Genomic DNA, 13,324 nt, shown 5'->3' with positions numbered 1-13,324 from the left:
GCCGGCGAACTTTCCAGGCGCCGCCGGCCCGCCCGCTGCGCGTTCGGGTGGACAAGCGGACGACACGGGCTGCGGAGGCGCCGCGATTGCAGTATGGTCCGCGCCATGATCCTGTCTGTCCTGACCGCGCTCGGCGGCGTCGGCCTGTTCCTGCTGGGAATGGAAATGCTCACCGAAGGCCTGCGCGCACTCGCCGGCAACGCGCTGCGGCGCTTCCTCCAGCGCTTCACCAGCACGCCGCTCAGAGGCGTGGTCGCCGGCACCTTCATGACCGCCCTGCTGCAATCGTCCAGCGCCACGACGGTCGCCGCGGTCGGCTTCGTCGGCGCCGGCTTGCTGAGCTTCACGCAGGCGCTCGGCGTCATCTTTGGCGCCAACATCGGCACGACGATGACCGCCTGGGTCATCGCGGTACTCGGCTTCAAGCTCCAGCTCGGCACCCTGGCCATGCCGCTGGTGATGATCGGCATCATGCTGAAAATGTTCGCCCAGGGCCGCTGGACCCATATCGGTCAAAGCCTTGCCGGCTTCTCGCTGCTGTTCATCGGCCTCGACGTCATGCAGCAGGGCCTCGCCGCGCTCGAAGGCAGCTTCACGCCGGACGACTTCCCGCCAGACACCCTGCTCGGCCGCTTGCAACTGATCCTGGCCGGTGCAGCGATCAGCGGCATCACTCAAGCTTCAGCCGCTGGCATCGCGGCCGCGATGGCGGCCATGAGCGCCGGCACGATCTCCTTTCCCCAGGCCGCCGCCCTGGTCATCGGCATGAATGTCGGCACCACGGTCACCGCCGTGCTTGCAGGTCTCGGCGGCTCGGTCGCGATGCGCCGCACGGCCTATGCGCATCTGGTCTTCAATCTGCTGACCGGCGCGATCGCCTTCCTGCTGCTCATCCCCCTGCACCACACGATTGAGGTGCTGACCGCCGGCGACACTCCGGCCGAGGCGCAGATGGCGCTGGCCGGCTTCCATACCGTCTTCAATGTCCTCGGTGTCCTGCTCATCATCGGCCTGGTACGACCGTTCGCCCAATTCGTCATCCGCCTGGTGCCGGACCGGGGGCCGAACCTGACCGGCACGCTCGACGACCGTCTGCTGGCCGATCCGCCGGCCGCGCTCGACGCGCTCCAGGCGGCGACAGCGAACACCGCCTCGACGCTGTTTTCCCTGCTCGAGACGCGGTTGCGCGACCGCTCCGCCGCCAGCCCGCGCCGCGAGATGCTCGAGATCAAGTCGGCGCTGGAGGAGATCGGCCGCTTCGCCGAACGGATCAAGACGCCGCCGAACCAGGCGGCCGTCCATGCGATCCACATGGCGGCGATCCATACCATCGACCATCTCGACCGGTTGAGCGAGCGCTGCGCCCAGACAGACCGCATCTATACCGTGGTCGCAACGCCGGAACTCGCAAAGCGCGGTGAGGAACTGCGCCAGGCCTTGCGCGATTTCGTCGCTCAGGGCGTGGCCGGTGCCGACGAGGACCGCGCCAATCGCCTGCGCAAGCGCCTGCGCGAGGACCGGCACGCGCTGCGCGAGACCATCGTCCTGAAGGCGGCCGAAGGCGAACTGGCAGCCTCGGAGGCGACCGCGCGGCTGGACGCCATCCGCTGGGCCCACCGCGTCTCCTACCATGTCTGGCGCATCATCCATCATCAGAAGGCGATCGCCGAGGCCCACGCCCGTCCGGTCCAGCCCGGGCCGCGCCTGGGCGAAACCATCGAGGAGGAACTCTAGCCTCGGCCCCGCCACGGGCCTCGGCGCACCCTGGAACGGAACCCCGGCCGGGCAACGACGTTTGCCTGCCAATGGACCCGCAACCCAGGGAGATATCCCATGCGCACCAAGACCATCATTTCGGCCCTCGTCTTCATGCCGGTGAACGCCGTGCTGTTCGGTGCCGGCATCATTCCCGTGCTGGCCATCCCGGAATTGCGCGCCTACGCCATGATCCTGATCCCAATCGTGGTCGCCGCGAGCCTCGTCGCCAGCGTGCCGCTGTCGCGGTGGATCGCGCCACGCCTGCGCCTGCGCGACCGCACGCGCCGCCCGGAAGCGCACCGGCAGGGGACGGATTACCCCGTGAGCGGATCCGCCCGGTGACGGAGGATTCGCGGCCGATGGCCGGTCGACCCGGTCAGTTCGCCGGCCCGCCGCAGATCACGTAGCTGTTGCCGCAAGCCTCCTGCGCGTCGCTGAAATAGCGGTAGCAGGTGTCGTTCGAAGGACAGTAGTGCGGATAGTCCTGATCGCAGTAACGGCACCAGCCGCCGAAGAAGCCACAGAAAGCCTCCCCCGGATCGGCCGGCGGACAGGACTGCGCCACGGCCGAGCCGGGCTTGTGCGGAGCCGGCGAGACCGGAGTCGCGCCGGGCCTGGACACCGGCGCCTCGGTCTGCGCACCGGACTGGTCGGTCGCCTGCGCCAGAAGTTGGGCCAGCACCGGCGCGATGGATTTCGGCATGCCGGATCCCTCCGCCCAGGCGCTGCCGCTGCCCAAACCGAGCAGCAGGACGCAGATCGTTGCCAGGATCGTTTTCATGTCGGGTCCTCCCCCCGTTGCTCCGTCCGACCGTCAGGCCAGCAAGGGCATCTTGTTGATCTTGCCCCTCCTCGACATCAGGCCAAGAAACGTCATCGTTTTCAATGGAATTCCGCCCCACCCGGCGTGTCGATACACCCGCAGCCTCTCCGCTGTCATTCCGGCCAAGCGTGAACTGCGAGCCGAAACCGGAGAGCCACGGTGTCGATGGTGTCAATGAAAGGAGACCAACAGGACCCCGGCTCATCGATCCCGCATCTGCGCTTCGCTGCGTGCGGGATGACGCGTCTGGAGGGGTGTCGGCAGTCTGAGGCCTGCGCGGTTTCCCGCGCAGGCCCCGGGAACTGCGGCATGCGGGGCTTCGCCCGACCGCAGGAGACCGTTCAGGTCGAGGCGAGGATCTGCTTGACCTTGCTGCAGTAGCGGCGGCTGACCGGGTTCATGCGCTTGGCGAAATGACCGGCGTTGTAGCGCAGGATGGTGCCGCAGGTGTCGCCGGAAGCGAGCTTGTGGGCGGCGGCGAGGTAGCGCATGCCCCATTCCAGGTTGGTGGCGGGGTCGTAGAGCGCCGAGGCCGAGCCCCGGTAGCCAATGCCCCGCGCAGTAGCCGGCTTGATCTGCATCAGCCCCACTTCGCCGGCGCTGCCGCGCGCCTTGGGGTTGTAGTTGCTCTCGACCCGCACCACCGCATGGGCGAGGTCCACCGGCACCCCGTGCCTGCGGGCCGCGTCGCGGATCAACTCGTCGATGCCTCCGGCCGCGCGAGCGGCCGGCGAAAGGCGGCTGCGGGACTTCTTGCCCGCCGCGCCGGCCTTTGCCTCGGCCTTGGCGACGACCAACGCCGGGGCGATTTCTTCGTCGGCCGGGCGCAGGGCGGGCACGAGGGGGCTGCCGGGGCGATGTTCGACCAGCACCTCCTGCATCTGCGGCATCTCGTCCTGCGCCGGCTGGGCGTCGGCGCCGCTGGCAGCCGCGACAGGCCCGAGGGCGGCGCTGAAGGTGAAGGCGGCGGCGATCAGGCCGAGGCCGGCGCGGCGCAAGGCAATGCGCGACTGGATCATGCAGTCATACTCCGTTTTTCTTTTCGTCTCGTCGGATGGGTCATTGGGAAGGCGCAGAGGAATGCCCGCCCGATGGGACGAAAATCGGCCCGCATCGATCACGAAATGTTACAGAAACTAAGGAAATACAGCCCGGAAATCGGGGAATTGATCGTCAGTTTATGCAGAAATTGACGTCAATTTGTTGCCAATCGGGCCGGACCGGGCACTTTCGTGACCTGCCCCGTTGCAGCGCCTCGGTCCGCGCCGCCGGGTCAGCCGAGCTCCGGCAGCGCCGCCAGCAGCGTGTGCAGCGTGACGATCGTCGACACGTCGGCGATGCCGTCGACCCGCTCGGGCCGGAAGTGGCGCTGGAACGCGGCCACCGCCGCCCTGGTGCGGGCGTCGAACACGCCCGAGATCGGCACGTCGTAGCCGTAGAGCGCCAGCATCGACTGCAATGCCTCGACGGGCTGGCCCGCCTCGCCCTCCTGGAAGAAGCGTCCGCCGGCGAGCGGTGCCGGCGCCACGTGGTGGCCGATGCCCGCGCGCGCCAGCCGCTCCCAGGGGAACTTCTCGCCCGGATCCTCCTTGCGCTGCGGCGCGACGTCCGAATGCGCCAGAACCCGCCAGGGCGGGATGGCGTGGCGGGCGCAGATGTCGCGGCACAACGCGATCACCGCCTCGACCTGCACGGCGGGGAAATCCCGGTAGCCCCATTCGTGGCCCGGGTTGGCGATCTCGATGCCGATCGAGCGCGAATTGATGTCGGTCTCGCCCTTCCAGAACGACCTGCCGGCATGCCAGGCCCGCCGCGCCTCCGGCACGCATTGCAGGATGTCGCCGGTCTCGCGCACGAAATAATGCGCAGACACCTCGGCGCGCGGGTCGCACAGCCGCCTCAGCGCGGCGTCCTCGTCCGCCATGCCGGTGTAGTGCAGCACGATCATGTCGATCGGCTTGCCCTCGCGGCGCTCATTGTGGTTCGGCGAGGGGTGTACCCTCAGGGCGAGGCCCGAATCCGGCTTGACGCTCACAGTCCCCTCTCCGCGCAGATCTGGGCATAGGCCGCGTTGAGCGCCGCCAGCCGGTCGTTGGCGATGCGCACGAATTCCGCCGGCACGCCGCGACCGATCAGCGTGTCGGGATGGGTCTCGCGCACCTCGCGCCGGTACTGCGCCTTCACCTCGTCGTCGCTCGCCTGCGGCGCCAGGCCGAGCACCGCGTAAGGATCGCCGCGCTCGCGCACGTGCCGGGCCAGGACCTTGTTGAACTCCCGCCGATCCAGCCCGAAGATCTCCGCCACCCGGGCCAGATAGCCAATCTCGTCCTCGTGCACGAGCCCGTCCGCCTTGGCGATGTGGAACAATCCGTCGAGGATGTCGATCAGCGTCTTGCGCTCGTAGGGAAACAGGTCGGCCAGCTTCTTGGCATAGGTTTCGAAGCCGGCGACGTCCTGCTTGGCGAGATCGAACAGGCGCGCCACGTTGCGCTCCTCGCCCGGCGGGATGTCGAACAGCTCGCGGAAGGCCAGCACCTCGTCGGTGGTCACCACCCCGTCCGCCTTGGCCATCTTCGCCGACAGGGCGACCATCGCCACGGTGAAGCCGACCGTGCGCGTTCCCTCCGGTCGCGCCAGCACGAGCTGAATCAGCCGGTCGACGATCTGCGCGCCGCCGGTCCCGACCGCCGCGGCGATCGACCCAATGCTGGTCCAAACGCTCATTCCAGGACGCCCAAGGACAGGATGCTCCGGCACGTCGGGCCGCCGTCGGCGCCGCCCCTGTGGTGACTTGGGGCCGCGCCCCCGATTTCGGCCGATCGACCCGGCAGGTCCCGGACTAGCCGCAACGACCCGCCCCGCGCAAGTCCCATGCGGCCGCCCGCAGGGCCCCGTATCGACAAAAGCCACGGTTCAACGCTCTTTCGGATTGCCGATTCACTTTGACGAAACCTTCCCCAGCTAGGGTTGCCCTCGAGCAGACACTCGGGATTTTTCACCAGCATGAACCGCACGAACAGCCGCCGCAACCTCCTGGCCTTCGGAGCCATGCTGCTGCTGCTCGTGCTGGTGGCAGCCGGCGTCTACGGCACCAACCGCCTGCTGACGCACTGGCTCCTGGTGCAATCCATCCAGGGTACCTTCAACGCCTGGAGCAACGGCTACCTGGAAGCGGATGAGGAACCGGCCATCGGCACGTTGCGCCTGTCGTCGACGGCCGAAGTGACGCTGCGCGGCGCGATGGGAAATGATGCGTCGCTCGAGGACGGCGAGACGGTCCTGGACAGGCTTCGGGACATCGCCCGAAGGGAACTCGGGCCCGACGCGGTCATCGCCTCCCAGGCGCTCGCCTTTCCCGCGGAGTGGACGCACGCAACCACCGCGGACATCGTTGCGGGCCTTGTCCCGGAATTCCTGACCGGAACGATCGGCGCCACTGATCTCGCGACGGTCATCGACTCTGTACGCCAGGCGAACGCTCCCATCACCACGGTCTACCTCACCTGGTGGGGCGGCATTCAAAAGACCGCGATCATCGCCCTTCCCCAACGCTCTGACGGCGCGACCATCGGCGCCCTGCTGCTGGAAGTCGACGTGTCCAGCAAGGTCGCATCGGTCAACCGCACGCTGCACGTCACCACGGGCCTCGTCGGCGCCCTGTGCCTGGCGTCCTTCCTGATCGCCGGTTTCCTGCTCTGGCTGCGCTTCCACGACCAGGTGAAGACCAACCAGGACATCGCGTTTCTCGCCCATCACGATCCGCTGACCGGGCTGCCCAACCGCGCGGTGTTCAGCGCCCGGCTGAACGAGGCGCTGCGCCTCGCCCATGCCAAGGCGAGCAACATCGCCGTGATCCTGATCGACGTCGACAAGTTCAAGGCGATCAACGACACCTACGGCCACGGCACCGGCGACATCTATCTGCAGGTCATCGCCGACCGGCTGCGGGCGGTCTTCGGCGATCACCTGGTGTCGCGCCTGTCGGGCGACGAGTTCGCCGTCATGATCGGTTCGGTATCGGACGTCGCGCGTCTGACCCGGCTGGCCGCCGAGATGATTTCGGCGACCAAGGCGCCCTGCATCATCGACGGCAAGGAAATCCCGATCTCGCTGTCCCTCGGCATCGCCAGGGCCACCGACGGCAGCTGGCGCTCGTCCCGCCTGCTGCATTGCGCCGACCTCGCCCTCTACAAGGCCAAGCATTCCGGCCGCTCCATGTTCGTCTGGTACACGCCCGAGATGGACGCCGAGGCGCAGAAGCGCAAGGAGATCGAGGACGGACTGATCAAGGCGTTGAAATACGACCAGTTCGAGCTCGTCTACCAGCCGCAGTTCTCGCTTCATGACGACACGCTGAAGGGCTACGAGGCGCTGATCCGCTGGGAGCATCCGACCAAGGGCACGATTTCTCCCGACGTCTTCATCGCCGTCGCCGAGGACACCGGCCTGATCGAGGAGATTGGCGACTGGGTCCTGCGCAAGGCCTGCAAGGAAGCCGCCCGCTGGGAAGACCGGGGTCTTCATGTCGCGGTGAATTTCTCCCCGGCCCAGTTCCGCGCCGGCGAAACCCAGATCAAGGTCGCCCGCGCGCTGAAGGAATCGGGCCTCGATCCGCGCCGGCTGGAGATCGAGATCACCGAGAGCCTGCTCATCGCCGACACCGAGGCGGTAGTCGATACGCTGCGCGACATCAGCCGGCTCGGCGTGACCATCGCCATGGATGATTTCGGCACCGGCTATTCGTCGCTGAGCTACCTCAGCCGGTTCCCGTTCGACAAGATCAAGATCGACCGCAGCTTCATCCGCAACCTCGGCAAGGACCTCGGCACGGACGCCATCGTCACCTCGATCATCGGCCTCGGCCGCTCGCTCAATGTCCTGATCACCGCCGAAGGCGTCGAGAACCAGGATCAGGTGACGCTCCTGCGCGCGGCCGGATGCGACCTCGTCCAGGGCTTCCTCTACGGTCGCCCCGGCGCGGTCAGGAGCCCCGCCCGCCCGGTGGTTTCACTTCCCGGGCAAGCGAGCGCGGGTTGAACCGGACGACCGCCGCACGCATGGTCAGATCGAGCGCTGGTTGACCCGTTTCGACAGTTCGGCCGCGCTTTCCTTGCGTTCCGAATAGCGGTCGACCAGGTAGCCGGCCCGGTCGCGCAGCAGCAGGGTGAACTTCGTCAGTTCTTCCATCACGTCGACGACGCGGTCGTAGAGCGCCGACGGCTTCATGCGCCCCGCCTCGTCGAACTCCAGGAACGCCTTGGGCACCGACGACTGGTTGGGAATGGTGACCATCCGCATCCAGCGGCCGAGCACGCGCATCTGGTTGACCGCGTTGAACGACTGCGAACCGCCCGAGACCTGCATCAACGCCAGCACCTTTCCCTGCGTCGGGCGCACGGCGCCGAGGCTGAGCGGGATCCAGTCGATCTGCGCCTTCATGATGCCGGTCATCGCCCCGTGGCGCTCCGGCGAGCACCAGACCTGCGCCTCCGACCAGGCGCACAGGTCGCGCAGTTCCTGGACCTTCGGATGGCTCGTGTCCGCGTCGTCCGGCAGCGGCAGGCCGGAGGGATCGAACACCCGCGTCTCCGCGCCGAAGCGGCACAACAGGCGTTCCGCCTCGAAGGTCAGCAGGCGGCTGTAGGAGCGCGCCCGCACCGACCCGTAGAGCAGCAGGACCCTTGGCGGATGCTCCGAAGGTGTGACCTCGAACAGCCTGTTGCGGTCGATCGGCGGCAGCAGGTCCGCGACCAGGTTCGGCAGCGTGTCGTCCCTGCCGTCAGCCACCCTGCGGCTCCTTCCGTTCGGCGACCACTTCGCCGTCCTCCTTGGTGAAGGATCCGATCGCCGGATTGGGCAGGATGTCGAGCACCGCCTCGGAGGGTCGGCACAGGCGCACGCCCTTGTCCGTCACCACGATCGGCCGGTTGATCAGGATCGGATGGGCCATCATGAAGTCGATCAGTTCGTCGTCGCTCCATTTCGGGTCGTCGAGGCCGAGATCGTCGTAGGGCGTACCCTTGCGGCGCAGCAGGTCGCGCACGGGAATGCCCATGCGCGCGATCAGGCCGGCCAGTTCGGCCCGGCTCGGCGGCGTCTTCAGGTATTCGATGACGACCGGCTGCTCGCCGGAGCGGCGGATCATCTCCAGCGTGTTGCGCGACGTGCCGCAGGCCGGGTTGTGATAGATCGTGACGGTCACGACGGGTCCTTTCTCTCGCAGCTTGGCGGCGCCACCCCGCATATGTCGGGATGGCCGCCGCAGCAGTCCTCGGTCAGGAAGCCGAGCAGGCGCCGCATGTCCTCGAAACGGACCGCATAGAGCACCTTGCGCCCCGACCGTCGCGCATCGACCAGCCCGGCCCGCTCCAGCGTCGCCAAGTGGAACGACATGCGGGTCGGCGGCACGCCCAGCGCTGCCGCGATCTCGCCGGAGGGGCGCCCCGACGGACCCGCCTTCACCAGCAGGCGGAACGCCGCCAGCCGGTCAGCATGGGCGAGCGCGGCAAGCGCCTCGATAGCCTGATCGTCCTTCATGATCAAATACTACAACTATATTTGTAATTTTCAAGTGTGAGCAGGCCGCGCACCTGCGGCCCCCGCTGCCGTCTGCCGGCTACATCGCGGCGGCGGCCCGCGCGGCCTGGTCGTAGGTACCCGAGACGGTGCGCAGGGTGGTCGCCAGCCGCGACAGCTCCGCCTCGTCGAGGCCGATCGCCTTGACCGGCCCGACCAGCAGCGCCTCGCGCAGGCGGCGGTATTCCATGCAGGCGGTCTCGCCCGCCGGGGTGATCGAGACGGTCTTCTCCTTGCCGCGCCGGCCCGAGACGATCAACTCCGCCTTCTCCAGCTTCTTCAGCGCATAGGCGACCGTGTAGGTGTCCTCAATGTTGAGCACGAGGCAGATGTCGGCCAGCGTCTTCGGCCGGCCGCGGTGGTTGACCGAATGCAGCACCAGCACGTCGAGCGGGCCCAACCCCTCGACCCCGGCCGCCGTCATGCAGCGCACCATCCAGCGATGATAGGCGTTGACCATCATGGTCACCGCGAATTCGATCTCCGAAAGCGCCGGCATCGCGCCGGAGGCGAGATGGGCTGCGGACACGATCGGGCCGATCGGCGCACCATCGCCGCTCGGCGGCGTGTCGACGGGATTTGGCGGGGTCATGGGCACTCCTGCTGCTCCGGATCGACCGACGATAGCGGAGCCTGCGCGCGGGATTCAACCGCCGGCAGACCCGTCCGACGAAGGATTGCCGAGCACCCGCCCGACCGACTAGCCTGAGCGTCGCTTCTCTCCCGCGTTTCTCGCCCGGACGGATCATGAAAGTCTCCGAAGCCCTCGCCTCGCGCATCAGCTGCCGCGCCTTCCTTCCCGAGCCGGTGCCGCTCGCCACCGTACGGGCGATTCTCGAGGGCGCCGCGCGGGCGCCATCGGGCGGCAACCTGCAGCCCTGGCATGTCCATGTCCTGACCGGCGCGCCGCTGAAGGCCCTGATCGCGGACATCGCGGCCAGGACCGCGCTGACGCCGCGCGGCGAAGGCACCGAATATGCCGTCTATCCGCCCGACCTGAAGGAGCCCTACGCGGCGCGCCGCTTCAAGTGCGGCGAGGACATGTACCGCCTGCTCGGCGTCGAACGCGAGGACCGGAAGGGCCGCGGCGCCCAGTTTCGCCGCAACTTCGAGCTGTTCGGCGCCCCGGTCGGGCTGTTCGTCTATCTCGACCGCACCATGGGGCCGCCGCAATGGGCCGACTGCGGCATGTTCCTGCAAAGCGTCATGCTGCTCGCCCGCGAGCACGGCCTGCACACCTGCGCCCAGGAGGCCTGGGCGCAATGGCATGGCACGTTGGCCGAGCACCTGTCGCCGCCGGCCGAGCACATGTTCTTCTGCACCATCGCGCTCGGCCGCATGGACGAGACCGCGCCGGTCAACCGGCTGAAGACGGAACGGGCCGCCGTCGACGACTTTGCCCGCTTCCTGGGCTTCTGATCGTGACCGGTCCTGTTCAGGCTCGCCCCGTCGCTGCGCCGGGAAGCCGCCGCGACCAGCTGCTTCTGGCCGCAATCCTCGCCCTCGCCGCCCTGCTGCGCCTGCCGGGACTCGACCGCACCAGCCTCTGGTACGACGAGGCGGTGTCGTGGAGCCAGTCGTCGCTGCCCTTCGGCGCCATGGTCGCGGCGGTCGCCGGCGACAACTACCCGCCCCTGCACAACATCCTGCTGTGGGCCGCGATCCGGCTCTTCGGCGACGGCGAGGTCGTCCTGCGCCTGCCCTCGGCGCTCGCCTCGATCCTGGCCGTCTGGCTGCTCTACCGGCTCGGCCGCAGCCTGTTCGGGCCGGCCACGGGCCTGCTCGCCGCGTTCCTGCTCGCCCTGTCGCCGTTCCAGGTCTGGTACGCCGGCGAGGCGCGCATGTACGCGCTGTTCGCCGCCTGCGGCCTCGCCTTCCTGTGGGCCGCCGCCGAGGCGCTGCGCCGGCCCTGCCGGCGGGCGTTCTGGCTCGCCACCCTCGCCGCCGCCCTGTTCCTCTACTGCCACATCTACGCGGCCTTTTCGATCGCCGGCGTTGGCCTCCTCGCCCTCGTCCTGATCGCACTCCGGTGGCGCGACGGTCTCCCGGAAGGACTGGCGCCGCGCGGACCGGACTGCCTCCTCGCCGCGCTGGCCGCTGCCGGCGTCCTGTTCCTGCCCTGGCTGGTCCTGCTCGTCGGGCGCGCCCGCCATGTCGCTGCCGAAGGCTTCTGGATCGCCTATCCGGATGCCGCCTTCCTCACCGTCATGGCGGGCGAGATCGCCGGATCGGGCACCTATGCCGCCGTTCTCGCCGGACTGGTCGGCATTTGGCCGATCCTGGCAACCGTCCGGCGCCGGTCCGGCCGGACTCCGGAGTGCCTCCGGACAGAATCAGGAGCCTGGCAGGTCGGACTGCTCGCCGCCTTCGCGGGTGCGCCGGTGCTTCTCGGCTACGGTCTGTCGATCGCCGTGCGACCGATCCTGTTCGACCGCTATCTCATTGCTGCCGCATCAGTTTTTCTGTTGATGGCAGCCGCCGCCGCGACCCGTCTGGCGCCCCGCGCCGGGGCTCTGGCGCTGGCGGCGGCCAGTCTGGCGCTCATCGCCGCGCCGCTCCACCACACGCTCGCCGAAAAGCCGCGGCCCGAGTGGCGCGCGGTCGCGGAAATCTTTCGTGCAAACCGGACGGGATCGGAATCGCTCATTCTTTACAAGGGCATGGCGGAGCCGCCGCTGCGCTACTACCTGCGTGCTCCCGGGGAGATCGTCGCCTTGCCGCGCCCCGCCGACCTGGCCGAGGCGCTCGCCGGCCGCGACCGCGCCTTCCTGCTGATAGCCCACACCGACAGGCCTGAAATGATTGAACTTCTAGCGCTTGCGGCGGCGGATTTCGAGCAGACCGGGTCATGGCGCCGCTTCGGCTGGGGCGACAGCGGCCTGACCCTCCTGATGCTCACCCGCCGCTCAGGCTAACTTCCTGATCCGATTTGGAAACTTCTCTCCCACCTCGCCCCGTCGGTGTCGGTCACCGTGACCGTCATGGTGTCGGCGCCGTTCGGAACGTAGTCGAAGCCGATCTGCGGGTCCTGGGACAGGGTGATCGAACCGGTCATCGAGAACACCTTCTCGCCGCCCTGGTGGACCTCGATATCCGACACGATGCGCAGCGGCACGTAGAGCAGGGTCACCTGATCGAGCACCATGCCCGTGTGATTGGGGTGGCGAACCGTCAGCGTTGCCTTCGGCCGGGCGAGGGACAAGCCCGCAGCGGTCGCCTCCCGGTCCAGACGCATCTGGCCCATGGTGGCGGCGATTTCCGCCGGATCGCCGGCCGGCGGCGCAGCGCAGGCAGCCTGTCCGCCGGCGAATTTCACGAAGCGGGAAGCCATCAGCAGCGCCCCGTCGTCAAGTTCCACCACCGCCCGCACCTCGGTCGCCGCATTGAGCCGCAGACGCGTGGCGAGGTCGAGCTGGCGCCGCGCACCGGCGATTTCGAACACGGCGGCGACCGGTGACGGGTTCTCGTCGACGACGAAGGTCACCGCCCGGATCGCCCGGCCGTCGGATATCCGCGCCTCGAGCCGCACGGGAACGGCACTCTGGTTGTCGGGACGAGCCGGGGCGGTGAGGACAAGTGCGTCCGGAGCGGGTCGGATCTCGCGATCGCCGAAGACCAGGCCGCGCAGTTCGCCCCAGGTCGAGTCGGCCTGCACAGGGAAAGAAAATCCTATGAAACAACAATAACTTATTACGCCGAAGGCGAGGCTGAAAGCACGCAATGTCATAAACCGTCCCTCCCGCTGGCGGCCGATGAACCCGCATCGCGCGGCCCGCGCCGGTCCGGCCAGAGAGCCCCCGCGAAGGCCGGAATTCCGCCGAGTTTCGCCGTTTTCGCCGTTGCCGCCAAGCGGCACTTTCGGATCGGAGGGGGAACCGCAGGCCGCTGCTGTCCCCTCCTGAAACCCTCCTAAAACCCTCCGAAGACCCTCCTGGAACCCGCCGGAGACCTGCCGGAGACCTGCCGGCGCCTGCTCCTTCTGTCTCACTGGTAATTTATTGACAATTTATCGACACGAGATACCGTGACGGGGTCGATCGACCGACCGCATTCGGCAGGCGACAGGGGCATGACGGGTCACGCCGAGACAGGCGCCGCACGCGCAAGGGCTGTCCCCGAAACCACCTCGCTCCGGACCGCGCGAGCACAGACGCCAGGATCAGGCGC

General features: G+C 68.1%; 14 protein-coding genes. 5 read left to right on the top strand and 9 right to left on the bottom strand.

Annotated elements, in window-relative coordinates:
* Positions 1–105: 105 nt before the first annotated feature.
* The gene (locus SL003B_RS06770) at positions 106–1,734 is read left to right on the top strand and encodes a Na/Pi cotransporter family protein (protein WP_158306629.1); all 1,629 of its coding nucleotides are present in this window, start codon (positions 106–108) and stop codon (positions 1,732–1,734) included.
* Positions 1,735–1,833: 99 nt separating this feature from the next.
* Positions 1,834–2,100 carry a hypothetical protein gene (locus SL003B_RS06765; RefSeq protein ID WP_013652081.1) on the top strand — a complete coding sequence of 89 codons (267 nt, stop codon included), beginning with the start codon at positions 1,834–1,836 and terminating at the stop codon, positions 2,098–2,100.
* Positions 2,101–2,134: 34 nt separating this feature from the next.
* Here the strand turns inward: SL003B_RS06765 and SL003B_RS06760 are convergent, their stop codons facing one another.
* From SL003B_RS06760 to SL003B_RS06745, 4 genes are all read right to left on the bottom strand, one after another.
* Entirely contained in the window at positions 2,135–2,539 is a 405-nt protein-coding gene (locus SL003B_RS06760) for a hypothetical protein (RefSeq protein WP_013652080.1), read from the bottom strand.
* A 383-nt stretch (positions 2,540–2,922) separates the two neighbouring features.
* Positions 2,923–3,600, bottom strand: a complete 678-nt coding sequence (locus tag SL003B_RS06755) for a lytic transglycosylase domain-containing protein (RefSeq protein ID WP_013652079.1) — start codon at positions 3,598–3,600, stop codon at positions 2,923–2,925.
* Positions 3,601–3,854: 254 nt separating this feature from the next.
* On the bottom strand, positions 3,855–4,616 hold the full coding sequence (locus SL003B_RS06750) for an N-acetylmuramoyl-L-alanine amidase (protein WP_013652078.1): 762 nt from the start codon (positions 4,614–4,616) through the stop codon (positions 3,855–3,857).
* Positions 4,613–5,305 (bottom strand): J domain-containing protein, encoded by a 693-nt coding sequence (locus SL003B_RS06745; RefSeq protein ID WP_013652077.1) that lies wholly within the window; start codon positions 5,303–5,305, stop codon positions 4,613–4,615. The genes SL003B_RS06750 and SL003B_RS06745 overlap by 4 nt, the downstream gene beginning before the upstream one ends.
* A 279-nt stretch (positions 5,306–5,584) precedes the next feature.
* Between SL003B_RS06745 and SL003B_RS06740 the strand changes: the two genes are divergently transcribed.
* Complete coding sequence (locus tag SL003B_RS06740; RefSeq protein WP_013652076.1) at positions 5,585–7,618, top strand: putative bifunctional diguanylate cyclase/phosphodiesterase; 2,034 nt, start codon at positions 5,585–5,587, stop codon at positions 7,616–7,618.
* A gap of 24 nt (positions 7,619–7,642) precedes the next feature.
* Here SL003B_RS06740 and arsH read toward each other — a convergent pair whose 3' ends face one another.
* The 4 genes from arsH to SL003B_RS06720 form a co-directional block, all read right to left on the bottom strand.
* Complete coding sequence (gene arsH, locus SL003B_RS06735; protein WP_013652075.1) at positions 7,643–8,368, bottom strand: arsenical resistance protein ArsH; 726 nt, start codon at positions 8,366–8,368, stop codon at positions 7,643–7,645.
* The gene (gene arsC, locus SL003B_RS06730) at positions 8,361–8,783 is read right to left on the bottom strand and encodes an arsenate reductase (glutaredoxin) (RefSeq protein ID WP_041375414.1); all 423 of its coding nucleotides are present in this window, start codon (positions 8,781–8,783) and stop codon (positions 8,361–8,363) included. Before arsC ends, arsH begins: the two co-directional genes overlap by 8 nt.
* A complete protein-coding gene (locus tag SL003B_RS06725) occupies positions 8,780–9,118 on the bottom strand; it encodes an ArsR/SmtB family transcription factor (protein WP_041375413.1) in 339 nt (112 codons plus the stop codon). Before SL003B_RS06725 ends, arsC begins: the two co-directional genes overlap by 4 nt.
* Before the next feature lie 79 nt (positions 9,119–9,197).
* On the bottom strand, positions 9,198–9,749 hold the full coding sequence (locus tag SL003B_RS06720; RefSeq protein WP_049792559.1) for a winged helix DNA-binding protein: 552 nt from the start codon (positions 9,747–9,749) through the stop codon (positions 9,198–9,200).
* A gap of 155 nt (positions 9,750–9,904) precedes the next feature.
* On the opposite strand from SL003B_RS06720, the gene SL003B_RS06715 reads away from it, so the two are divergent.
* Positions 9,905–10,576, top strand: a complete 672-nt coding sequence (locus SL003B_RS06715) for a nitroreductase (protein ID WP_013652071.1) — start codon at positions 9,905–9,907, stop codon at positions 10,574–10,576.
* 2 nt (positions 10,577–10,578) lie between these two features.
* A complete protein-coding gene (locus tag SL003B_RS06710; protein WP_013652070.1) occupies positions 10,579–12,072 on the top strand; it encodes a glycosyltransferase family 39 protein in 1,494 nt (497 codons plus the stop codon).
* Here SL003B_RS06710 and SL003B_RS06705 read toward each other — a convergent pair.
* Positions 12,069–12,812: a quinoprotein dehydrogenase-associated SoxYZ-like carrier gene (locus tag SL003B_RS06705; RefSeq protein WP_049792558.1), complete on the bottom strand. Its 744-nt coding sequence runs from the start codon at positions 12,810–12,812 to the stop codon at positions 12,069–12,071. The genes SL003B_RS06710 and SL003B_RS06705 overlap by 4 nt on opposite strands.
* Positions 12,813–13,324 lie beyond the last annotated feature (512 nt).

Origin of the sequence: Polymorphum gilvum SL003B-26A1, assembly GCF_000192745.1 — a bacterium.
Taxonomy (GTDB): Bacteria; Pseudomonadota; Alphaproteobacteria; order Rhizobiales; family Stappiaceae; genus Polymorphum; species Polymorphum gilvum.
The sequence above is the reverse complement of the archived record's forward strand: the minus strand, read 5'-3'. Positions and strand labels throughout refer to the sequence as shown.

Coding starts and splice junctions, on each gene's coding strand:
- SL003B_RS06755 (WP_013652079.1), bottom strand. CDS start 3,600: ATGATCCAGTCGCGCATTGCCTTGCGCCGCGCCGGCCTCGGCCTGATC.
- SL003B_RS06745 (WP_013652077.1), bottom strand. CDS start 5,305: ATGAGCGTTTGGACCAGCATTGGGTCGATCGCCGCGGCGGTCGGGACC.
- SL003B_RS06765 (WP_013652081.1), top strand. CDS start 1,834: ATGCGCACCAAGACCATCATTTCGGCCCTCGTCTTCATGCCGGTGAAC.
- SL003B_RS06740 (WP_013652076.1), top strand. CDS start 5,585: ATGAACCGCACGAACAGCCGCCGCAACCTCCTGGCCTTCGGAGCCATG.
- SL003B_RS06725 (WP_041375413.1), bottom strand. CDS start 9,118: ATGAAGGACGATCAGGCTATCGAGGCGCTTGCCGCGCTCGCCCATGCT.
- SL003B_RS06760 (WP_013652080.1), bottom strand. CDS start 2,539: ATGAAAACGATCCTGGCAACGATCTGCGTCCTGCTGCTCGGTTTGGGC.
- SL003B_RS06720 (WP_049792559.1), bottom strand. CDS start 9,749: ATGACCCCGCCAAATCCCGTCGACACGCCGCCGAGCGGCGATGGTGCG.
- SL003B_RS06770 (WP_158306629.1), top strand. CDS start 106: ATGATCCTGTCTGTCCTGACCGCGCTCGGCGGCGTCGGCCTGTTCCTG.
- SL003B_RS06715 (WP_013652071.1), top strand. CDS start 9,905: ATGAAAGTCTCCGAAGCCCTCGCCTCGCGCATCAGCTGCCGCGCCTTC.